The sequence below is a fragment of the Streptococcus loxodontisalivarius genome (genome assembly GCF_016908645.1).
GTDB classification, from domain to species: Bacteria; Bacillota; Bacilli; order Lactobacillales; family Streptococcaceae; genus Streptococcus; species Streptococcus loxodontisalivarius.
The window spans coordinates 19944-41834 of sequence record NZ_JAFBEH010000019.1 but is presented as its reverse complement, the minus strand read 5'-3'; the positions used below and the strand labels follow the sequence as shown (position 1 = coordinate 41834).

The window sequence follows — 21891 nt, the reverse complement described above, 5'->3', positions numbered from 1 at the left end:
ATAATTATAAACCATGACATTGGAAAACGAGCATCTCCGACTGCGGAAGTGCTCGTTTTTTTCTATTCTGAAGCTAGTTTTTGCCCAGCCTCTTTTATCTATAATTGAATCATCAATAGATGATTAGGAGACAAGAAATGACTAAAACTTTAGACGATATTGTAAGAGATGATAAAAATGCTTTGGCTTTGGCAGGTCTAAAAATGGTTTGTGAAGAGAAAGGCATATATAACCCTTTGTACCTATATGGTGAAGAGGAGTCAATGAAAAATGAGTTAGTTCAAGCGACCTATGAGAAGTTAGGGCTTCAAAAAGGTGTCCAAGTTGCCTTATGTTCTGCATATGTTCTAACGATTGAAAAAATATCAGAAATAGTTAGCTCTGCATTAGATTACCTTATTTTGACAGATTTAGATCAGCTGACTTTTGATACTGAAAATGAGCAAGCATTAATTGAATTGATAAATGCTCCTGGAAAACAAGTCATTGTGACAGCACAAGTTGAGCCTAGCCAACTCCCAATCGGTATTGATCTAGAGACTGCCTTGACTAGTGGAATGACTGTATCACTATAAGATACAACATAATATTAAAAATACAGAAAATTATTGGATTACAAAATTCAATTTGTTACAATATAGAAAAAGAGGAAAATATGGAAAAATGGGTTGTTGTTGATCAGTTTGGTAATGAAATTGGTGGCTTGGTCTTCTATAATAAGCAAGATGCTGAAGAATATTCAAAGAATATACCATATACCAGTGTTCAGAGAAAATTTGATTTACCATAAATGTTAAGGTTAGAGGAAAAAGAGATGGATGTAAGGTTTACACAAAAAACAATTGGTGACTTATTGAGAGAGGAAAATTTACATATTCCTTCCTATCAACGTCCCTACAAATGGGGCCGCAAACAGATTCGTCATTTATTTTATGATTTAAAAAACAGTTTGGAGCAGGATGAGACATCCAAATATCAGATTGGCTCCTTAATTCTACATCGACAGGAAGACGGTCAGTGTGCTATTGTTGATGGGCAGCAAAGGCTGATTTCTATCTCACTTTTTCTTCATGCTTTAGGACATTTTGAAGAATATGCTGGCGCTAGCAAGTTATTAAATCAGGAATTTTCTAATATCAGTCTTGAACATGCTCAGGAAAACCATCAAGAATGGCAGAACCTAATTGAGCTTGTCGGAAAGGCAAAAGAAGAAGTTTGTAATTTTATGCTGACAAACTGCTATTTGTCAGTGATTGAATTGCCGTCTGATAAACTTGCTGAGGCTTTTCAATTATTTGATTCACAAAACAATCGAGGGAAATCCTTGGAACCTCACGACCTTCTGAAAGCCTACCACCTTAGAAGTATTCCTAACAAAGAACAAAATGAAGAAACGATTATCGATTGGGAGAGGATTGTGTCACATAACCAACTTAATCTGAAAGACCTTTTCGATAAGCATCTCTTTAGGATCCGACGTTGGGCAAATGGTGAGACTGGATTGACTAAAAAACGTTATGGTTCTTATTTACGCTTCACTGAGGATTTTATCGATGACTTTAAGGGAGTTAATCTTACCGAGGAAAACTATCCTTACTTGAAAATTTACAAGGACTTAAGTGACAATAATATTGCCTTTCCTATCAACCTGACCATGCCTATGATAAATGGCAGAGCATTCTTTGATTATATCAAAGAGTCACATGATTCACTTGTTCGATTAGAAAGGATTTTGAAAGAGCTTGAAACAGAAGAAGTCGCTAAAATCATCAATCGAAAGGAAAGTAAATTCCAGCGAACCCGCAATCTCTTTGATAATGCTGTGGCACTCTTTGTAGATCGTTTTGGTCAAGAAGCCTTGACGCAGGAAATTATAGAAGTCTTGCTCATCTGGTCTTATTATCCAAGAATAAAAGCGAGTCGAATTCTTGATTCAACTTTGGCAAATTATGCTGCAGGCGGTCGCTTTCAAAATAACGACGTTCAAAAACTCCTTCAGGTGATGAATCAATCCTTGAGTCCCAATGATTTTCTGATGCGAGTTGATAGAGATAAGTTTGACAATTGGAATTTAAAAGATCTGTTAGAGGAGATTGAAAAATGACAGAGACACATCAAAAGCTAACTGTAAAAGAACTCTTGAATGGTTCATACCACATTCCGCTTTACCAACGTAATTTCGCTTGGACTTACGATGAAATTAAGCAATTGATTCAAGATGTTATGGATTCTATGAAAGAAGAAAAAGACAGGTATTATATCGGAACGCTAGTCACCGATACTCAGTCAAATATCATCGATGGTCAACAAAGAAGCACCGCTTTGACTTTGATTGCTCTTGCCCTCCAAAATGAGTTTGAACAAACGATTATTAATAAATTGCCTATTGATTTTCCAGCACGACAAGTATCAAACGATACCTTATCAGCACTGCTATTAAATGAAGTCTCAGAAGAGATAGAATTGAATGAAATCAGTAGAGGTTACAAAAATGCCTGCCAAGTTTTAAATGAATTAGTAGGTCTAGACGAGGTAGATGCTTTTACAAACTACCTTCTCAATCAAGTTGTGATTTTTCAGGCGATTTTACCAGAAAACTTAGACCTTAATCTATACTTTGAGCGTTTTAATTCCAGAGGTGAGCAGCTAGAAGCTCATGAGGTTATTAAAGCACAGATGATGGCTAAATTATCAGAAGATGAGGCTCAAAAATTCGCAAAAATCTGGGACGCTTGTTCTGACTTCGACAGACCAGTTGTGACTGCTTTTAAAATGAGGAATAAGAGAAAAGAGAATCATCAAGAGCGTGAAAATATCTTTGGTTGGCATTTCCAGAATTATAAACTGAATAATCCTATCCTTAATATCGAGGTCGTAGATATTTCAAAGCAGTCCATAGTCGATAGACTAAAGAGTAGTCAAGAGTTTTCAAAAGATGAAAGTTATCAAACCAGCTCAGCAGGAAACTATAACACGATTATTGATTTCAATACATTACTTCTTTATTGTTTAGGATTAAAGGAAAGGCAAAATCAGGAGGAAGTTTCACTTGATGATAAGAAACTTTTGAAACTGTATGAAGCAATTCCAATAACCGGTGAAATGACCAGTGAATGGATTCTTGATTTTTCTGTTTTACTCCTACAAATGCGTCATATCTTTGATAATTTTATCGTTAGAAATGCCAATGAAGATACTTCTAGCCGAACAAAAGATGCTTGGTTTTTGCAAAAGGGAACATATTATGAGTATCAAAGAAACAATAAAAAGGGAACTGACTTTTTTGTTGAAGAAAGATTCACTAATAATACATTCACACAGGAATGGAATAAAAAAATCCTCATGCTTCAGTCCATGTTTGCAGTGACCTTTACTTCAAACCGTGCTAGCCGTTGGTTATATGAGATTATGGGATTCCTTTATCAGCAAATTGATGAGCTTCATGAGGATAGCTTTGCTGAAAAATTTTATGATAAGCTAGAACAGATGGCAATTAGGTATGCTAAGAGTCGTATTTTTAGTGATGATAACTTTAAAATCAAGACCTATCAAGAAGATGTGCCTGTTTATGCCTTTAACTTTATTGATTATGTCCTTTGGAAAAATCGTGGGGAGTTTAAGGATAAATTTTATGATTCTGAGAACTTTAGATTTACCTATCGCCGTTCAATCGAGCATTGGTTCCCTCAAAATCCAAGTGAGCAATTAGAAAAAGAAAGACTGGACGACAGCTACCTCCATTCTATCGGGAATCTTGCCCTTATCACAGATAGTCAAAATTCTAAGTTTAGCAACCTATCCCCAAAATCAAAAGCCAATGAATGGAAGGGAATTTTTGATAGACAGAGTCTCAAATTACAGTGGATGGCAAAAGAAACCACAGAAGGAGAATGGAATCAAGCAAAGATAGAAGAATTAGAATCAATTATCCAAGAAGAAGTTTTCAATTTTATGAATAGTAAGTGATTCTTAAAGAAGCTGGGAAGTATCCTTAGCTTCTTTTATTTCTCCCTTTTTGTAAATGTGGCAATAATGACAAGATTTAATTGTGATATAATAAATTTATTATATTTTATAAAAAAGCTGAAAAGTGGGGTATCTGAAGTCGATCTTTAGAAGTATCGGTTACATACGAATAGAGACTATTTCAATACCTTGGTGGGAAATGATTAGGAGGTATGAATGAAGAGTTCAAAAACGAGATTTTTAATATTATTAAGTGTTGTTATTGCTTTAGGATTTGCTTTCTTTATTTATTATTTTTCTAAATCATCTTCTACTACGTCTTCTACAAGTATTCATTATGAAAATTATCAAACTCCCAAAATAAATTCTATAAGCCTATTTGGGGATAATAAGCAGTTTGTTGCGATTGATTTAGGTAATGATCAAAAAGGTTCAACTAACATCAGTGTCTCCCAAAATTATGTGGCAAGGGTTGTTTACAAACAGAGGGATGATGAACAGTCTCAAGAATATCAGATTGACACTGGCGAGTCAGTAGAAGTTACTTTATATGATTTGAATAATGAATCACTGACTTCTACAACAATTGACTTGCTTGATGTTATGAAAAATAATAATCTAAATGGCTATTTGGGTTCGGTATCTCTAATAACCTACGAAGGAAAAGATTATCTAATAATGATTATCACTCATGATGATACTTCTGATCAAAAACAAGTAAGAAAACTCTATGAAATAGATTCAAAAGTCTTGGTAGACTCTCCAGACATTCTATTTCCGGAAAATAGAAAAAATAACCCTAATTTGAACAAATATGTCCATAATTTATCTGCTTCGAGTGCATTTAAATTATCAGGAATGATGATGAACTTATCTAACTCCTATGATATCATGCTTTATGCGATCAGGTTATCAATACCTCAGGAGAAAATCAGTTTATTGAAAGACACCAATTTTTTTGTAGAAAATCCAAATCTTGAGACTCTTTCGGAAAGTAATATCGAAATATATATGAGACCCCTTTCAGAGAATTTTGGGGATTGGTTTAACACGGTCGGTTATTGGTTTGCGCCAAAGGGGCAGAGCTTTATAGATACATATGCTGAAGATACAACGACAGGTGAGAAAACACAGATTAAGAGTTATTCAGACTATGAAAATTGGATTGCACTGCATCCTGATGAATTAAAGAGAACAGATCCAAGAGGAAGTAATTATTATTAAATGGAAAAAGGATTATGAAAAAGACCAGTAAATACAATATCTACGCCCTATTTCTAGGATTACTAATATGCACTTTGGTTTATATCTCATATAAAGGCTACAAGACTACTAATCCGACGATTGAGATACATTATGAGGAAAATCAAAGTTCAGAAATAGAAAAAATTAGCTTATTTGGTGAACAAAAACAATATGTTGCTATTGATTTTAAAAATCCAGAGCAAGGAACTTCTAATATTAGTGTTTCTCAAAATTATGTGGCTAGGGTTATCTATAAGCAGAGAGATGACGAGCAATCTAATGAGTATCAGATTGATACTGGTGAGTCAGTTAAGGTGACACTTTATGGTTTAAATAGTGAGGGAGCTAAAGTTAAGGAACTTGATTTGCTTGCTATTATTCAGAAAGCTAACTTAGATGGTATGATAACTGATGTTAATGCAATTACATATTCTGGGAAAGATTATCTTTATATAAAATTGAAAACAGGAGATGTTGATTCAAGTACCCATTTATTTGAAATTGATTCGGAGCAGTTTACAGTGAATATAACTTTAGAGAAAAATAGCTTTTATATGACTTCGGTATTTTCTAATGCATTTGAGTTAACTAATGTTAATACTTTAGTTCGGAAATATAATTTATTTGTAAATTCATTTGAGTTGACAGTTATTGATGGTAAGGCGGTAAATTTAGGTAAAGTGAACCTACCGTTGGTTCAACCGGAGATTGCAAAAACTTTAGAAAATGGCGGAAAAATTTATGTAAGACCGTTGACAGAAGATTTTGGTTCATGGTTTAATACCGTTGGTTATTGGTTCGCGACAGAAGGACAGAATTTCATAGATGCTTACGCAGAAGATACTTCAACTGGGGAGAGGACACAGATTGAGAGTTATTTAGACTATGAGAACTGGATAGCAAATCACTCTGAAGAAATTAATAAGGTGGACCCTAAAGATGTCTTTTATTAAGACAGACATCTTTAGGCTATCTCAGATTTTGGACACGTTAATATTAAAAAAGCGCTGGACAGAAAGAAAAAATACCAAGTGAATATGAGTTAGGGACAATTACTTTATCTAACATGGATGTGGTGTCAGTGATTTGCTTTTCTAATTGAATTTAATGCTTAAAAGAATAGGTCCTCTCTATTCTTTTTTCATACCATAGTATCACTTTTCCATATCATTTTATAAGAAAAGGCTTTCAAAAAGAGGTAAACTATAGCTATTAAGTTCAAAGAAAGGCTGATAAGGCTTAACAGGCTAAGTCTCTATCAGGGTATGAAAGCATGGTTAAACAGTTTCCAGAGGGATTTTTGTGGGGTGGTGCAACAGCAGCCAATCAGTACGAGGGTGCTTGGGATCTAGATGGACGTGGTCCAGCGACTTCAGATACCTCACGCGCAGTTGATCCTGAAAAGCGTAAGACGATGGAGGGGGAATTTACGACTCCAATGACTCTTGAGAAGGTCAAGTTTGCCCTTGAAGATACTGAAGGTCTCTATCCTAAGCGTTGGGGTTCTGATTTCTACCATCGTTACAAGGAAGATATCGCTCTCATGGCTGAGATGGGCTTTAAGACTTTCCGTCTCTCTATCGCTTGGTCACGTATCTTCCCTAAAGGGGACGAATTGGAGCCAAATGAAGCAGGGCTGGCTTTCTATGACAAGGTCTTTGATGAGTTGAATAAGTATGGTATAGAGCCTTTGGTGACTCTATCTCACTACGAATTCCCCTTGCACCTTGCGACTGAGTACGGTGGTTGGAAAAATCGTCAGGTTATCGATTTCTTCGTGCGTTATGCTGAGACTGTTCTTAAACGCTACAAAGGCAAGGTTAAGTATTGGTTGACCTTCAATGAAATCAATATTCTTGGAATGACTGGCTATCTGTCAGGGGGGCTCTTATTTGAAGATGGCAAGCTCAATCTTCAAGAGATGTATCAGGCTGTTCACCACCAATTCATCGCATCTAGTCTTGCGACCAAGGCAGCGCATGCCATTGACCCAGAAAATAAGGTCGGTATGATGCTGGCACGTATGGAGTCTTATGCGGCGACTTGTCATCCAGACGATGTTATGGAGGCTATCCACAAGGACCACAGCAATCTCTTTTACTCTGATGTTCAGGTCCGTGGGAAATACCCTAGCTATATGAATCGTTTCTTTAAGGAAAATGGTATTGAGGTCGTCTTTGAGCCTGGTGATGAAGCTATCTTGAAACAATATCCAGTTGATTTCATGAGTTTTTCATACTACATGTCATCAGTAACTCGCAGTCCGAAGAATCAGACTGAGGAGCAAAAAGCTACCGCTGGTAACCTGATTCTAGGCGAAGCAAATCCTTACTTGGAAGCTTCAGATTGGGGCTGGCAGATTGACCCAGTTGGTCTTCGTGTGACCCTTAACAAGCTCTATGACCGCTACCAAGTACCTTTGATGATTGTTGAAAATGGTCTAGGTGCTCTTGATAAGGTGGAAGAAGATGGCTCTATCCATGATAGCTACCGCATTGATTACCTTGAAAAACACATCCAACAAATGTATGAAGCTATCGAAGATGGCGTCGAGCTTATGGGTTACACACCCTGGGGTTGTATCGACCTAGTTTCAGCGTCGACTTCTGAAATGTCTAAACGTTACGGTTTTGTCTACGTTGACGCTGATGACCAAGGAAACGGAAGCTTTGATCGCTCTCGTAAAGATTCCTTCTTCTGGTACAAGGATGTCATCGCATCAAATGCAAGTAATATTTTGAAATAAACGATTAGAGTTGGAGGATAGCTTCAACTCTACTTTGATATTTGAATTGTTCTGAAATTAAGTATTCATTTTTATTGGTGCTAATCAGTTTAAACTATTCCGATTGTTATTTTTATTACTTAATTATCAGAATTTTAAAATAGAGGTGCAGACTTTAGGCGTACGGAGTACGCCAGCTCAATAGTCTCCGCTGTGGTGAAAAGATTGTTAGCTTATCGCTAACAATCGAGGGAAAGGAAAAGATATCGGCTTTTCCTTTAGTAATGAAACCAAAGGTTTGCGACACTCAGTAGCAATTTCGATAATGAATTGCTACTGAGTTAGTGCAGCGTCTAGGTTGTGTCTGATAGGAACAACCGTATTGACGATGCCTTACGCCAAGTCTTAGTTTCTTGTTGCTGACCTCAAACAATCCGCTGAATTGTTTTGTCACTAACTTCGTAAGTTTTATTTACTACCTCCAACAGTCTCCCAGACTGTTGGAGCCTCACCACTTAAGGGGACTATTAAAATAGTTTGGACTAAGTCCAGAGGAGGCTATATGACTCGAAAACTTTATCTCATGCGTCATGGTGAGACGCTCTTCAACACCCAAAAGCGCGTGCAGGGGGCTTGTGATTCCCCTTTGACGGAAAATGGCAGAGCGCAGGCATTGTTAGCAAAGTTATATTTTGATAGAGAGAACATCACTTTTGATGCCGTCTACGCTTCAACGCAAGAGAGAGCAACTGACACTGCAAAATTGGTCTCAAATCAGTCAAATGTGACGCAATTAAAGGGCATCAAGGAAATGAATTTTGGTTCTTTTGAGGCTCAACCCGAATATCTCCTACCCAAGTTTCGACCAGGTTCAAATTCCTTTGAGGACCTCTTGGTTCCTTACGGTGGCGAGGATATTGTTGAGGTCGGTCAGCGTGTCCTAAAGACCATTCAAGAAACGTTGAGTCAAGATCAGTCGGATAGGATTCTCATGGTCAGTCATGGTGCGGCTATGTGGGGACTCTGTTTGCAGCTGGATGTGACTTTTCCAGCGGGTTTTCATTTTTCTAACTGTGCCATTTGCGAGTTTGATATTTCTGGTAATGAGCTGCGCTTGTCTCAGGTCATTCTGCCGAGTCAAGACTTTCAAGTGCTTACTTTATAGGAGGTTGCTATGACAAAAGTATTTTATCTGATGAGACATGGTCAGACACGTTTTAATGAGCAAGGGCGCATTCAGGGAGCATCGGATTCTCCTCTGACAGACTTAGGTATCCAACAAGCTCAAGCAGCGCAAGCTTATTTTCAAGAAAATCAAATCATCTTTTCAAAGGTTTATGCCTCAACACAGGAGCGTGCCTGTGATACGGCTGAAATCGCTTCTGGTCGTAGTGACTATATTAGGCTGAAGGGTCTGAAGGAACAGGATTTTGGGGCTTTTGAAGGGCATCAGGAGTACCTCAATCCTCATCTTTTCTTGGACGGCTCAGGCTATCGTGATTATTTTGTGGCTTATGGTGGTGAGGACAATGTGTCGGTCTATAAGCGTATGGAGGAGACCCTGACGGCTATCATGGAAGAGGCGACTTCTGATGACACGGTCCTAGTCGTCAGCCACGGCGCAGCTATTGGGCAGTTTAATGCCAATGTTGCCCATAATCAGCTCAAGAGAAAATCTCGTTTTACCAACTGTTGTATTTTGAAAATCGCTTACGCTGATGGCAAATTCGAGGTCCTCTCAGGCTTTAATCCAGTCACAAGTGAAAGTCTTTTTGAGGAGGAATAAGGATGGCTACTCTTTATCTCATGCGTCATGGACAGACGCTTTTCAATCAACTCAATCTCATTCAGGGCTGGTGTGACTCTCCCTTGACAGCTGATGGAATTGCTCAAGCAAAGACAGCTTACGACTATTTCAGTAGTCAAAACATTACTTTTGATAAGATTTATTCCTCAACATCTGAGCGTAGCTGCGACACTTGCGAGCTCGCTTCAGGTCGAACAGACTACACACGTGTCAAGGGTCTCAAAGAGTTCAACTTTGGACGGATGGAAGGTCAGCCAGAATTTTTGCATCCTGAAACCAATGTTGAAGGAGACTTCGCTGACTACTATGTTCAATTCGGTGGGGAGAGTCAGACAGCCTTTTCAGATAGGGTTATTGGGACAATCCAAGAGATTATGGCTTCCAATCAGAATCAGAAAACTATTTTGATGACGGCTCATGCAGGTACTCTGATTAGTTTCTATCAATTTGTTACTAAACAGTTTCAAAGTGGTTTTAGACCAAGCAACTGCTGTATTTTGAAACTGTCTTATCAAGAAGGCAAATTTAAACTCCTCGAAGTGATTGATCCTGTGGATTGGAGTAACAAAGTAAAGGAGGCAGAAAGTAATGACTAGTCTTTATCTCATGCGTCATGGACAGACGCTTTTCAATCAACTCAATCTCATCCAAGGCTGGTGCGACTCTCCTTTGACAGCGGATGGCATTGCTCAAGCAAAGACAGCTTATAATTATTTCAGTAGTCAAAACATTTCTTTTGATAAGATCTATTCCTCAACATCTGAGCGTTGCTGCGACACCTGCGAGCTAGCTTCAGGTCGAACAGACTACACACGTGTCAAGGGTCTCAAAGAGTTTAACTTTGGACGGATGGAAGGTCAGCCAGAATTTTTGCATCCCAATCGTCGTCCTGACCAGTTGACCCACGAGGATTTCTATCTTAAATATGATGGGGAAAGTGCAGATCAGGTCCAAGCAAGGCTTAATAAAACTATCACTGAACTAATGAATCAAGCTGATGCAGATGACACCGTTCTCACGGTTAGTCATGCGGGAGCTATTATGAGTTTCTTTATCAGTCTTGAACTAGCAGATTATCCTGAGCTACATTTCTCTAACTGCTGTATTTTCCACTATGAAGTAGAAGACAGTCAGTTTGATCTTGTCGAAATCATCGATCCTGTTAATCAAAAGGTCTATGGAAAATGAGAGTAGTATAGTATCACTATTTCCTAAGATATTACCAGTTTTCTTCTTAAAACTTTGATATACTATGATTAACGAATTTGAAAGAGGTTTCCAAATGACTGAATACAAAGCATTTCCAGAAGGATTTTTGTGGGGTGGTGCAACAGCTGCCAATCAATGTGAAGGCGCTTATGATGTTGATGGACGTGGTCTAGCCAACGTTGATGTGGTGCCAATCGGTAAAGATCGTTTTCCAATTATCGCTGGTCAGAAGAAGATGTTCGACTTCGAAGATGGCTATTTCTATCCAGCCAAAGAGTCTATCGATTTCTACCATCATTATAAGGAAGACATTGCGCTTTTTGCAGAGATGGGCTTCAAAACTTACCGTATGTCAATCGGTTGGACACGTATCTTCCCTAAAGGGGACGAGCTTGAGCCAAATGAAGCAGGTCTTCAATTCTACGAAGATGTCTTTAAAGAATGCCGTAAATACGATATCGAGCCATTGGTGACCATTACCCACTTTGACTGCCCAATGTACTTGATTGAGCACTATGGTGGCTGGCGCAATCGTCAATTAATTGACTTCTATGAGCGCTTGGTACGTACACTCTTCACACGCTTCAAAGGTTTGGTTAAATACTGGTTGACCTTCAATGAAATTAACATGATTTTGCATGCACCATTCATGGGAGCAGGGCTCTATTTTGAAGAAGGTGAAAATGTTGAGCAGGTTAAATATCAGGCAGCCCACCACGAATTGGTAGCGTCAGCCTTGGCAACTAAGATTGCTCACGAGATTGATCCTGAAAATAAGGTCGGTTGTATGTTGGCAGCTGGGCAATATTACCCTAACACCTGCAACCCAGCTGACTACTGGCAAGCCATGAATGATGACCGTGAAAACTATTTCTTCATCGATGTTCAGGCGCGTGGTCAGTATCCAAACTATGCTAAGAAGAAATTTGAGAAATTGGGACTCAACATCGAGATGACAGCAGAAGACCTCGAACTTCTTAAGGAAAATACGGTTGACTTCGTATCCTTCTCATATTATTCAAGCCGTGTGTCATCAGCTGACCCTAGCTTGACTGACAAGACTGCTGGAAATATCTTTGCTTCGCTCAAAAACCCATACCTTGACGCTTCAGAATGGGGCTGGCAAATTGATCCACTAGGGCTCCGCATTACCCTAAATACAATCTGGGACCGCTACCAAAAACCAATGTTCATCGTTGAAAATGGTCTTGGTGCTGTTGATACACCAGATGAAAATGGTTACGTTGAAGATGATTATCGCATCGATTACCTACGTGAACACGTTAAAACCATGAATCAAGCTATCAATGAAGATGGCGTGGAATTGCTTGGTTACACCACTTGGGGCTGTATTGACCTTGTGTCAGCAGGAACTGGTGAAATGAAAAAACGCTATGGCTTTATCTACGTTGACCGTGATAATGATGGTAATGGAACCCTCAAACGTTCTAAGAAAAAATCATTCGACTGGTACAAGCAAGTTATTGCAAGTAACGGGAAAAACTTAGACTAAAATGGAAAGCAGGTTTGGAAATTTTTTCCAAATTTGCTTTTTTTCTTTCACTATAAGATTTATTTTAGGAATGCTTGCTAGAATGCAGGGCATAGAAAAACAAGAGAAAAGAGGCGTCTATGAAAAAATATAAGAAATTAGCACTTTTAGTGCCCACGGTACTGCTTTGTGTCTCCCTAGCTGCTTGTCAAACAAGTACAAGTTCAAGCAGTAGCACTAGTACATCAAGCAGTCAAACAACATCAAGCTCAACAACGAGTCAAAACAGCGATTATTTCAGTGATACTGATTTAGATTCTAGCTATGATGCATCAACTGCAGCTACGATTAGTCTTTCAGGCTCATCAGCTACTGTAAGTGGTGATGGTGTTTCGGTTGACGGCTCAACGGTTACTATTACCAGTGGCGGAACTTATGTCATCTCAGGAACAAGTAGCGATGTTCAAATTCGTATCGCAGCTGCTGATAGCGACAAGGTACAATTGGTTCTTAATGGCGTGACCATGACTGGTTCAAAAGCCTTGATTGCGGTTGAATCAGCCGATAAGACAGTTATCACACTTGCTGACGGCTCAACCAATAAATTGACAGACTCAACGCATTCATCTGATGATGAAAATGCAACCATTTACAGCGCTAGCGATTTGACCTTTAATGGCTCAGGTAGTCTGACGGTCGAAGGAAACTCTGAGAATGCTATCAAGAGTAAGGATGACCTCAAGTTCACAGGTGGTACCTACAACATCACCTCAACAGTCAAACATGCCCTCTCAGCAAATGATGCTCTTAATATCGTTAATAGTGATATGACCTTGACATCAGCAGAAGATGCTATTCATTCTGACAATGATGAAGATACCTCACTAGGGAATATTTATATTCAATCAGGAAATATCACCATCAATGCTGGTGATGATGGTATCCATGCTTCAAATAATCTTGTTATCGACGGTGGTACAATAGATGTTCAATCAAGTGTTGAAGGTCTTGAAGGTAAGGTTATTACCATCAATGATGGTCAAACTTCAGTTACCTCTTCAGACGATGGTGTCAATGCGACAGACTGGGCATCAACCTCAGGAGATATGCAGTCACAGGATGGTGTTGCCCTCAATATCACAGGAGGTAGCTTGACTGTAACGGCTGATGGTGATGGTCTTGATTCAAATGGCGATATCAATATCAGTGGTGGTACGACTTATGTCAATGGACCAACAGATAGTGGTAATGCAGCCTTCGACTATAGTGGTACAGCAACAATCACAGGAGGAACTCTGGTTGCTATCGGAAGTAGCGGTATGGCCCAAGGCATGAACGGTGATTCAAGTCAAGCCTCTATTATGGCAAATGTCTCAGGATCAAGTGGTGATAAGATTGTAGTGACTGATTCGTCTGGTAATGAAGTTCTTTCTTACACAGCAAGCAGAAGCTACGGTAACATCCTTATCAGTTCAGCTGATATCAAAGATGGCGAAACCTATACAATTACGGTAAATGGTAGCGATTCAACAACAGCAACTGCCTCAACAACCACAGAAGGAAGTGGTATGCAAGGTGGTCCTGGTGGAAATGGCGGAGGCCCTGGTGGCGGCTTTGGTCAATAATAAGTAAACAGAGTCTATGGGCTCTGTTTTTTCTATATCGGCAAGAAGAGATTGAACTATTCCCGTTGTTGTTTAACCTAATCTTGACAAGGCTTTGCTGAATCGCAAAAAATTAAATCGCCACGAGAAATTAAGAATTTTATCATATAGGATGGGAGGTTAATTTTCGAAGCGGAGCTTTAGGCGTACGAAGTACGCCGCCTCCGATAGTCTCCGCCGTGGTGCTAAGAGCGACAAAGTCGCTCGGGGGAAAGGAAATGACCCTAGGCTTTTCCTTTAGTAATGAAACCGAAGGTTTGCGACACTCCGTAGCGATTTCGATAATAAATCGCTACGGAGTTAGTGCATCGTCTAGGTTGTATCTGATGAGAACAACCGACTTGACGATGCCTTACGATAATTCTTTGTTTCCTGTTGTCATCCTCAAACAGTCCGATGAACTTTCGGCAAGTCTGAATTTTTGGTTGCCGACCTAAAACAATCCACTGGATTGTTTTACCCCCACCACTTGAGGAGAATATCGAAAAAACAAAAACTCAAACAACGGGAATGATTCGAGATTAGCTTTAGTTTACAAGTCTGGTCAAGTAGGTTACAATAAAAGAGAATATCTTTAAGGGGTTTTTATGTTAGTTAAAAAATCAAGTCTTATCTTAAGCAGATTGGCGCAGATATGGTCGCTAGTTCTGTTTGGACTTCTCTTAATATCAAGCCTACTTGTTCAGACTAGTCTACCAATGGATGGTAGTGAGATGGCTAAGATGGTAGCAACCTCGCCCTTGATTTGGATAGGTGCCGCATTTATCTTGTTTGTCATTTATTGTCTACTCAGAGATTTGCCTAAAATCAAACCTATTTGGCTTTTTCTGGCTGGTTCTCTCATCTATCTGATTTTAGCCAGCGTCCTAATTGGTCAGGTGCCTGATGTCCTTCGAGATGACGCTCGAGCAGTCTATGATTCAGCGCTAGCCATTAACAAGGGAGACTATGGCTCCTTGCTTGAGGGAGGCTATCTCTATCGCTACCCACACCAGCTAGGCTTGGTGACCTATGAGCGGATTCTCTTTGCTTTAGCCCATACTAGTTCAGCCAAGTTCCTGTTTGGACTTAATCTACTCATGGTTCTAGCCAGTAACTTCCTGACTTGGAAGTTGACGGAACTCTTTTTCAAAAAAGCAGCCGTCACGAACCTTGTCATCATCCTATCCTTTTTCTTTCTACCGCAGTTTTTCTTCATTCTCTTTGCCTATGGTTTGGTGCCGGGACTCTTTTTCTCCCTCCTTGCCTTTTATAGCTTTATCGCTTTTATGAGAAATGGCAGAGCAGTAGATGGACTTGTTTTCCTGATTGCCATGATTTTGGCCTATATCATCAGAAATAATTATATTATTCTGACGCTCAGCTTTGCTATTATTGCCTTGCTTGACGCCATGTATCAGAAGCGTTTCAAAACCTTAATCTTGGTTCTTCTGACTTTTATGCTCAGCTTTGGTGCCAACCGAGCTCTCACCTGGCATTATGAGTCTCTCAGTAAAACAGACCTCTCAGGTGAGCCAAAAATTGCCTGGGTAACCATGGGGCTAAATGATCGACCTATCTATAACCGAGTCGCAGGTTGGTATGATGCCTACGTAGAGACAGTTTATAGTGAAAATGACGGTGATTTTAGTAAAATAGCAGAGCAGAGTCAAGAAGATTTAGCTGATCGTATCTCCTATATGACCAGCCATCCAGCCTATGCCTTTACCTTCTTTAAGAATAAGTTTCTATCAACATGGACTGATGGTCTTTTCCAATCTATCTGGTCAGGACCCATTAAAAAGCTCGGACAGACTGTTAATGCTAGCTTTGCTAAGTCTATCTATGAAGGAAAAACAGGCTACCGTATCAGTTATAGTCTAGCTCATATGATCTTAATTTTGCTGTATCTAGGTGTCTTCTCAGGTCTTATTTTCCTCATCAAGTCACCTATGGCTTTAAGACTCGAAAACCTGATTGCACCAGTTTATCTGACAGGTGGTTTTCTCTTCCATCTAGTTTGGGAGACCAAGAGTCAATATGTTTATCCATACATCTTCTTGATCCTACCATTAGCAGCCTTTGGTTTGGTCAAACTCCTTGAAAAAGCAGCTAGCCTAAGACAGAAACAATCTCATAAAGTAGAAGAAGCTGAATAAGTCAGCTTCTTTTTTCAATCCTCCAAGCTCTGACTACATTTTATAAGCCAAATAGTGTATAATGGCAATATATCTAAAAAAGGAGTTCCCATGAAATTCGATAAAAGACAGGTTTATTCGATTGTCATTGCCTTTAGTCTGTGCTACCTGGTCATGAGTCTCTGGTCAACAGGTGCCGGCTATTTGACAACCTTCTGGTCTGCCTGCCAACCCTTCCTAATCGGCGCAGCTATTGCCTATATCATCAATATCGTCATGAGTTCCTATGAGGCACTTTTTGACTGGATGGGCAAACAGCTACCATTTCTTTTGAAAATAAAAGGCGCAGCATCTCTCATACTAGCCTATGTTACCTTTGTTGCAGTTATAGTCTGGGTCTTTTCAATCGTCCTGCCTGACCTGATTGCAAGTATCTCGTCGCTCTCACATATTGACACCTCTGTGGTTACCAAATGGATCAATGAGCTTAGCAATAACGAGACGGTTTCAAAGGTTCTGAATTATTTCGGCATGAGTTCTGATATTGCAAGCACGCTTTCAAGTTACAGCCAACAAATCTTGTCACAGGTTGTCTCAGTCTTGACCAATCTTTTGACCTCAGTGACATCGATTGCCTCAACCCTACTGAATGTTGTTATCAGCTTGATTTTCTCAATCTATGTCTTGGGAAACAAGAAAACTCTTGTCAGACAAGCAGGTTTGTTGATTGATACCTACACAGGACGTTTTGCTAAGACTATTCATTACGTTGTGGGAATTATGCATAAACGTTTCCACGGTTTCTTTGTTGGTCAGACGCTGGAGGCTATCATTCTAGGAACGCTGACAGCTATCGGGATGACAATTTTCCATTTCCCATACGCTGCAACGGTTGGAGTGCTAGTTGCCTTTACTGCCTTGATTCCAGTTGTTGGGGCTTATATTGGAACAACAGTCGGTTTCATTCTAGTCGCAACTCAATCGATTACAACAGCTTGCTGGTTTGTGGTCTTTATGGTTGTACTTCAGCAATTTGAAGGAAACTTAATCTATCCTCGTGTTGTCGGAGGCTCAATTGGACTTCCTGGTATGTGGGTTCTTCTTGCCATCACTGTCGGTGGAGCCCTCTATGGAATTCTAGGTATGCTAGTTGCAGTTCCCCTCTCAGCAACCATCTACCAAATCATCAAAGATAATATTAAGAAGCGTCAGCAATTATCAATAGAAGAATAAAAAATGAGTTCGATGAAAATCGGACTCATTTTGATTTATCAAATCATTAAAGTAAGGGCAGGATAAGATTAGCCCAAATCCAGCTGATTGGCATGACAATAATCATAGCAGGAATCATATCAGCCGTAGGAAACATTTTCACACCGAGAATACGGAAACCAGTTGCAATCATGAGGAGCCCACCGCAGGCACGAAAATCATTAATCATATCAGGTGTTGTGTAAGGCATGATGATTTTAGCCAGTAGGAAGAGGGCCATGAAGATGATAAACTGTGGAATGGCAATTGCAGAGACTACAAAACCAAGGCTACAAGCAAAGATGGCAGCAGTAAAGAGGTCCAAAATCGATTTTGAAATCAAAATAGAGCTATCACCGGTCATCCCGTTTACCAAACTTCCGTAGATACCCGTCCCGCTAGCACAGAAGAGAACAATGACTGTGATAAGGGCAACCATAAATTCCTTTTCAGAAAGACTACTTAACTGATTTTGAAAGACTTTTGACATGGTCCCAGCACCACGCTCGATAAATTTACCAAAGTTGGTAGCAAGGCCGATAGCAGTCCCGATAACGACTGAGAAGATGACTGCTGGCATATAAGCCATGTCAATCATGGATGAAATCCCCATTCCCATGGAGGCCAAGCCAAAAATCATATTAAGCTGGGCCTTAAATTCCTCAGAAAGTTTACTACCAAAGAGCGTTCCTAAAACGCCACCGATAGCAATAGCAAGTGTGTTAATGATAATTCCAGTAGGCATTAGAGTTCCTTTCTATCATTTTATTCGAATAATAAGTATGGAGGTAAGTGAATGTACACGATTGAATTTAAAGAAGAGGCTCTGAGACCTCGAGAGCGTTTGATGGACAAGGGTGCAGAGCAGCTCAGTAACCAAGAGCTCCTTGCCATTCTCCTCAGAACAGGAACTAGACAAGACTCAGTTCTCAATCTATCGACCAAGATTCTCAATGATTTAGATAGCCTTGCCGATTTTAGAAAACTTTCTCTGCAAGAATTACAGACTATCTCGGGCATTGGGAAGGTCAAGTCGATTGAAATCAAGGCCATGTTGGAGTTTGCAAGGCGAATCAGTGAGTCGGACTACCTTAATTCTGAACGGATCCTATCCAGCGAACGTATTGCTAGAAAGATGATGTTCGAACTTGGGGATAAGCAGCAGGAGCACCTAGTAGCGATCTATCTTGATACTCAGAACCGCATTATTGAACAGCGGACCATTTTTATTGGCACGGTTAGGCGGTCAATAGCAGAGCCTAGAGAGATTTTGCACTTTGCCTGTCGCAATATGGCAACTTCCTTGATTATTGTCCATAATCATCCATCAGGCAGTGTCAGCCCTAGTGAGAATGATCTTCAATTTACTCAAAAAATAAAACGATCATGTGAAGACATCGGCATTGTCTGCCTTGATCACATCATCGTTGGTAAAAAAGATTATTACAGCTTCCGTGAGGAAACCAATCTTTTATAAATCGTTTACAACATATTTGAAGAGGTCAAGGTCTTCCTTGCGAGACTCGTGTAGGAGCTCAGGGTGCCATTGGACACCTAGGAAGCGCATATTTGGATTTGTTGATTCTACGGCTTCAACAGTGCCATCTTCGGGATCACGGGCAATGATTTTTAAATCACTAGCCAAGTGATTGATACTCTGGTGGTGGAAAGAGTTAACCGCTGTTCGTGTTCCATAAATGTTAGCGAGGCTACTATCAGGATCAACTACCATTTCATGAGCCAGATAATCAGATGGATGGTCTTGCCAGTGATTCTCGATATCCTGATGAAGACTACCACCAAGGGCAACATTCATGAGTTGGGTACCACGACAGACTGAAAAAATAGGTTTTTTCTGCTTAACAGCCTCTGCGATAATAGCTAGCTCATAGACATCACGTTCCTTGAAGAAATCATCCTCACTAGCTTGATTTTCCTCACCGTAATATTGAGGATCAACATTTTGACCACCGATGAGAATGACCTTGTCTACCATCGAAACGTAGGTTTTTGCATCTTCAGCATCACCGATAGGTAGCAGTAGTGGAATACCACCTGCATGCTTAACGCCGTCAATGAAACCAGTAGGAGCATAAGACCACATAATGTCATCAATGGTTGGATTCGGTCGTTGATTTGCTGTGATACCAATAATTGGTTTGGACATATAGGCTCCTTATTCTTGATTCATAAAGTAAAGAAGAGTTTGAAGCTCACTCGTCAAGTCAACATACTGAACAACAACACCCTTTGGTACTGTCAGATGAACAGGAGAGAAGGACAAAATTCCCTTAATTCCAGCCCCAACCAAGATATCCGCAACCTCTTGTGCCTTGGTACTTGGTACAGTTAGAATAGCTGTTTCAATATCGGTATCCTTCAAGCGTTCCTTGATACTAGAAATAGCGTAGATAGGAATACCGTCAGCAGTTTTCGTACCAACCAATTCATTATCATCTGTATCAAATGCCATGGCAAGCTGCATCTTGTTACGATCGTGGAAGCGATAGTTGAGAAGGGCACGCCCCAAATTCCCCGCACCAACAAGCAAAACATTCGTAATAGAATGGTCATTGAGAATATCCGCAAAGAAATTCATCAATTTTTTAACATCATAACCAAAGCCGCGACGTCCCAACTCACCAAAGTAAGAAAAGTCACGGCGAACAGTAGCGGAATCAACTCCAATAGCGTCAGCGATTTGCTTAGAACTCGCTTTTTCAATATTATCTGCATTAAATCGTTTGAAGATACGATAGTATAATGACAGTCGTTTGGCTGTCGCATTTGGAATGGATTTATCGATAGTCATATACCGTCTCCTTAAAAATTTTCATAGTATTATTGTAAATAAACTTTGTGAATTTTGCAACAAAAGTGCCAAAAGACCTGATAAAAAATACCTATCAAGAGATAGATATTTTCTATAACAAACTTCTCGGGCTTATTTTGCAATTTTTTCAAAAATATCACGTTCAACAAGACTATCCATAAGGAAGTAGAACTTGTCTTGAAGGATTTTATTATCTTCTGACTTGAAGATATTAACCAGACGAAGACCAGATTTATCAGTGATATTGAGTTTAAAACCAGTCAGATCTTTGTTGATGACGATTTTAAGACTAAAACCATCACCTGAATTTGGTACCCATTCCAAAAGGCGAGTCAACTCATAGTTACCAACCTTGGTTTGGAAGAAAGTATTATCTCTGAGGGTGTATTTTTTGATTTTTGGGCTAATAGCATAGCTAAAATCACAATCTGTAAGGGAAACAATTTTTTCAAAAGCCATTTTAATCTCCTAAAATCTGATGTAATGCTTGTGCCAGCTGGCTGAGTTCTTCTTTAGTATTGAGTTCAGACAGACTGACACGAATTGATTCTTGTAAACGAGCAGAAGTCTTACCATACATAGCAGCTAGTACATGACTTGGATCAACTGTCCCAGCTGTACAAGCAGAACCAGTTGAGACTGCAATGCCAAGAAGATCCAGTCTTGTTAGTAGGGCACCATTATTGGCAGCAGGAAAACCAAGATTAATAACATGAGGCAGAGAATCTTCAGGACTGTTGAGATAGTAGTCAAGCCCCTCTAGCTCCTTGAGAAAATGCTCTCTCAACTGACTAATATAGTCATAATTGGCTTGCAAGTGCTGACTAGCTTCATCCAGAGCGGCAGCCATTCCAGCAATACCAATCAAGTTTTCTGTGCTAGCTCTGCGTTTTTCCTCTTGTTCGCCACCATGAAGCAGATTATCCAATAGAATGTGTGGTGCCTGATAGAGAATTCCAACTCCCTTTGGACCGTGGAACTTGTGGGCAGAGGCAGAAAGAAGGTCAATGCCCAATTCTTCAGGATGAATAGCCAATTTACCAACTGCCTGCACAGCATCGACATGAAAAACAGCCTGATGTTGCGCCAAATTCTGTCCAATTTCTGCAATTGGGAGAAGTGCTCCAGTCTCATTATTGGCATACATAAGAGATACCAGAATCGTATCTTCACGTAGGGCATCCTTAACTTGATCTGGTGTGATAGAACCATTGATAGGTTCAAGATAAGTCACTTCAAAGCCAAAGCGATTTTCCAAGTATTCCATTACATGAAGAACAGCATGGTGCTCGATTTGACTGGTGATGAGGTGTTTACCCTTATCTTGATTACGAAGAGCATAGCCCTTGATAGCAGTGTTATTACTCTCGCTGCCACCAGATGTAAAGACAATATTTCTTGGATTGGTTTGAAAATAGTTAGCAACAAGTTGGCGATCCAAACGCAGCGCTTGACTAGCTTTTCGCCCATAAGCATGAATACTTGAGGGATTAGCCAAATTGGACGTCATGACTTGTGTCATGGCGTCCATTGCCTTTTGGGTCAAAGGACTTGTTGCTGCGTTATCGAGATAGATCACAGC

General features: G+C 39.8%; 21 protein-coding genes. 16 read left to right on the top strand and 5 right to left on the bottom strand.

Translation table 11 applies throughout. The features are described from left to right. Nucleotides 1–137 precede the first annotated feature (137 nt). The 15 genes from JOC28_RS05490 (at nt 138) to JOC28_RS05425 (ending at nt 17458) form a co-directional block, all read left to right on the top strand. The gene (locus JOC28_RS05490; protein ID WP_205009645.1) at nt 138–575 is read left to right on the top strand and encodes a DnaA ATPase domain-containing protein; all 438 of its coding nucleotides are present in this window, start codon (nt 138–140) and stop codon (nt 573–575) included. Between the two features lie 80 nt (nt 576–655). Continuing rightward, nucleotides 656–790 (top strand): hypothetical protein, encoded by a 135-nt coding sequence (locus JOC28_RS10815; RefSeq protein ID WP_275582240.1) that lies wholly within the window; start codon nt 656–658, stop codon nt 788–790. Between the two features lie 24 nt (nt 791–814). Then, entirely contained in the window at nt 815–2104 is a 1290-nt protein-coding gene (locus JOC28_RS05485) for a DUF262 domain-containing protein (protein WP_239548884.1), read from the top strand. Further along, on the top strand, nt 2101–3966 hold the full coding sequence (locus JOC28_RS05480) for a DUF262 domain-containing protein (protein WP_205009643.1): 1866 nt from the start codon (nt 2101–2103) through the stop codon (nt 3964–3966). The genes JOC28_RS05485 and JOC28_RS05480 overlap by 4 nt, the downstream gene beginning before the upstream one ends. A gap of 216 nt (nt 3967–4182) precedes the next feature. After that, on the top strand, nt 4183–5190 hold the full coding sequence (locus tag JOC28_RS05475; RefSeq protein WP_205009642.1) for a hypothetical protein: 1008 nt from the start codon (nt 4183–4185) through the stop codon (nt 5188–5190). A gap of 14 nt (nt 5191–5204) precedes the next feature. Beyond that, nucleotides 5205–6164 (top strand): hypothetical protein, encoded by a 960-nt coding sequence (locus tag JOC28_RS05470; protein WP_205009641.1) that lies wholly within the window; start codon nt 5205–5207, stop codon nt 6162–6164. A 320-nt stretch (nt 6165–6484) separates the two neighbouring features. After that, nucleotides 6485–7957 carry a glycoside hydrolase family 1 protein gene (locus tag JOC28_RS05465; RefSeq protein WP_205009640.1) on the top strand — a complete coding sequence of 491 codons (1473 nt, stop codon included), beginning with the start codon at nt 6485–6487 and terminating at the stop codon, nt 7955–7957. Between the two features lie 541 nt (nt 7958–8498). After that, nucleotides 8499–9101, top strand: a complete 603-nt coding sequence (locus JOC28_RS05460; protein ID WP_205009639.1) for a histidine phosphatase family protein — start codon at nt 8499–8501, stop codon at nt 9099–9101. Nucleotides 9102–9110: 9 nt separating this feature from the next. Continuing rightward, the gene (locus JOC28_RS05455; RefSeq protein ID WP_205009638.1) at nt 9111–9722 is read left to right on the top strand and encodes a histidine phosphatase family protein; all 612 of its coding nucleotides are present in this window, start codon (nt 9111–9113) and stop codon (nt 9720–9722) included. A 2-nt stretch (nt 9723–9724) separates the two neighbouring features. Then, nucleotides 9725–10339 carry a histidine phosphatase family protein gene (locus JOC28_RS05450; protein WP_205009637.1) on the top strand — a complete coding sequence of 205 codons (615 nt, stop codon included), beginning with the start codon at nt 9725–9727 and terminating at the stop codon, nt 10337–10339. Next, nucleotides 10332–10931, top strand: a complete 600-nt coding sequence (locus tag JOC28_RS05445) for a histidine phosphatase family protein (RefSeq protein WP_205009636.1) — start codon at nt 10332–10334, stop codon at nt 10929–10931. The genes JOC28_RS05450 and JOC28_RS05445 overlap by 8 nt, the downstream gene beginning before the upstream one ends. A 94-nt stretch (nt 10932–11025) precedes the next feature. After that, entirely contained in the window at nt 11026–12465 is a 1440-nt protein-coding gene (locus JOC28_RS05440) for a 6-phospho-beta-glucosidase (RefSeq protein ID WP_205009635.1), read from the top strand. A 119-nt stretch (nt 12466–12584) separates the two neighbouring features. Next, nucleotides 12585–14069: a carbohydrate-binding domain-containing protein gene (locus JOC28_RS05435; protein WP_205009634.1), complete on the top strand. Its 1485-nt coding sequence runs from the start codon at nt 12585–12587 to the stop codon at nt 14067–14069. 626 nt (nt 14070–14695) lie between these two features. Beyond that, nucleotides 14696–16246 carry a hypothetical protein gene (locus JOC28_RS05430; protein ID WP_205009633.1) on the top strand — a complete coding sequence of 517 codons (1551 nt, stop codon included), beginning with the start codon at nt 14696–14698 and terminating at the stop codon, nt 16244–16246. 90 nt (nt 16247–16336) lie between these two features. Then, nucleotides 16337–17458, top strand: a complete 1122-nt coding sequence (locus JOC28_RS05425) for an AI-2E family transporter (RefSeq protein WP_205009632.1) — start codon at nt 16337–16339, stop codon at nt 17456–17458. A gap of 46 nt (nt 17459–17504) precedes the next feature. Here JOC28_RS05425 and JOC28_RS05420 read toward each other — a convergent pair whose 3' ends face one another. After that, the gene (locus JOC28_RS05420; protein ID WP_205009631.1) at nt 17505–18221 is read right to left on the bottom strand and encodes a DUF554 domain-containing protein; all 717 of its coding nucleotides are present in this window, start codon (nt 18219–18221) and stop codon (nt 17505–17507) included. 51 nt (nt 18222–18272) lie between these two features. Between JOC28_RS05420 and radC the strand changes: the two genes are divergently transcribed. Beyond that, nucleotides 18273–18953 carry a RadC family protein gene (radC, locus tag JOC28_RS05415; protein ID WP_205009630.1) on the top strand — a complete coding sequence of 227 codons (681 nt, stop codon included), beginning with the start codon at nt 18273–18275 and terminating at the stop codon, nt 18951–18953. Here radC and JOC28_RS05410 read toward each other — a convergent pair. The 4 genes from JOC28_RS05410 to JOC28_RS05395 all read right to left on the bottom strand — a co-directional run bounded on the left by JOC28_RS05410 (nt 18948) and on the right by JOC28_RS05395 (nt 21888). Beyond that, nucleotides 18948–19643 (bottom strand): gamma-glutamyl-gamma-aminobutyrate hydrolase family protein, encoded by a 696-nt coding sequence (locus tag JOC28_RS05410; RefSeq protein WP_205009629.1) that lies wholly within the window; start codon nt 19641–19643, stop codon nt 18948–18950. The two genes, radC and JOC28_RS05410, sit on opposite strands and share 6 nt — an antisense overlap. Before the next feature lie 9 nt (nt 19644–19652). Continuing rightward, nucleotides 19653–20288: a redox-sensing transcriptional repressor Rex gene (locus tag JOC28_RS05405; RefSeq protein ID WP_205009628.1), complete on the bottom strand. Its 636-nt coding sequence runs from the start codon at nt 20286–20288 to the stop codon at nt 19653–19655. 132 nt (nt 20289–20420) lie between these two features. Continuing rightward, nucleotides 20421–20768, bottom strand: coding sequence for a DUF1831 domain-containing protein (locus JOC28_RS05400; RefSeq protein ID WP_205009627.1), 348 nt, complete (start codon nt 20766–20768; stop codon nt 20421–20423). A gap of 1 nt (nt 20769) precedes the next feature. Continuing rightward, nucleotides 20770–21888, bottom strand: a complete 1119-nt coding sequence (locus JOC28_RS05395; RefSeq protein ID WP_205009626.1) for an aminotransferase class V-fold PLP-dependent enzyme — start codon at nt 21886–21888, stop codon at nt 20770–20772. Between the last annotated feature and the right edge of the window lie 3 nt (nt 21889–21891).

Coding starts and splice junctions, on each gene's coding strand:
- JOC28_RS05490 (WP_205009645.1), top strand. CDS start 138: ATGACTAAAACTTTAGACGATATTGTAAGAGATGATAAAAATGCTTTG.
- JOC28_RS10815 (WP_275582240.1), top strand. CDS start 656: ATGGAAAAATGGGTTGTTGTTGATCAGTTTGGTAATGAAATTGGTGGC.
- JOC28_RS05485 (WP_239548884.1), top strand. CDS start 815: ATGGATGTAAGGTTTACACAAAAAACAATTGGTGACTTATTGAGAGAG.
- JOC28_RS05480 (WP_205009643.1), top strand. CDS start 2,101: ATGACAGAGACACATCAAAAGCTAACTGTAAAAGAACTCTTGAATGGT.
- JOC28_RS05475 (WP_205009642.1), top strand. CDS start 4,183: ATGAAGAGTTCAAAAACGAGATTTTTAATATTATTAAGTGTTGTTATT.
- JOC28_RS05470 (WP_205009641.1), top strand. CDS start 5,205: ATGAAAAAGACCAGTAAATACAATATCTACGCCCTATTTCTAGGATTA.
- JOC28_RS05465 (WP_205009640.1), top strand. CDS start 6,485: ATGGTTAAACAGTTTCCAGAGGGATTTTTGTGGGGTGGTGCAACAGCA.
- JOC28_RS05460 (WP_205009639.1), top strand. CDS start 8,499: ATGACTCGAAAACTTTATCTCATGCGTCATGGTGAGACGCTCTTCAAC.
- JOC28_RS05455 (WP_205009638.1), top strand. CDS start 9,111: ATGACAAAAGTATTTTATCTGATGAGACATGGTCAGACACGTTTTAAT.
- JOC28_RS05450 (WP_205009637.1), top strand. CDS start 9,725: ATGGCTACTCTTTATCTCATGCGTCATGGACAGACGCTTTTCAATCAA.
- JOC28_RS05445 (WP_205009636.1), top strand. CDS start 10,332: ATGACTAGTCTTTATCTCATGCGTCATGGACAGACGCTTTTCAATCAA.
- JOC28_RS05440 (WP_205009635.1), top strand. CDS start 11,026: ATGACTGAATACAAAGCATTTCCAGAAGGATTTTTGTGGGGTGGTGCA.
- JOC28_RS05435 (WP_205009634.1), top strand. CDS start 12,585: ATGAAAAAATATAAGAAATTAGCACTTTTAGTGCCCACGGTACTGCTT.
- JOC28_RS05430 (WP_205009633.1), top strand. CDS start 14,696: ATGTTAGTTAAAAAATCAAGTCTTATCTTAAGCAGATTGGCGCAGATA.
- JOC28_RS05425 (WP_205009632.1), top strand. CDS start 16,337: ATGAAATTCGATAAAAGACAGGTTTATTCGATTGTCATTGCCTTTAGT.
- JOC28_RS05420 (WP_205009631.1), bottom strand. CDS start 18,221: ATGCCTACTGGAATTATCATTAACACACTTGCTATTGCTATCGGTGGC.
- radC (WP_205009630.1), top strand. CDS start 18,273: ATGTACACGATTGAATTTAAAGAAGAGGCTCTGAGACCTCGAGAGCGT.
- JOC28_RS05410 (WP_205009629.1), bottom strand. CDS start 19,643: ATGTCCAAACCAATTATTGGTATCACAGCAAATCAACGACCGAATCCA.
- JOC28_RS05405 (WP_205009628.1), bottom strand. CDS start 20,288: ATGACTATCGATAAATCCATTCCAAATGCGACAGCCAAACGACTGTCA.
- JOC28_RS05400 (WP_205009627.1), bottom strand. CDS start 20,768: ATGGCTTTTGAAAAAATTGTTTCCCTTACAGATTGTGATTTTAGCTAT.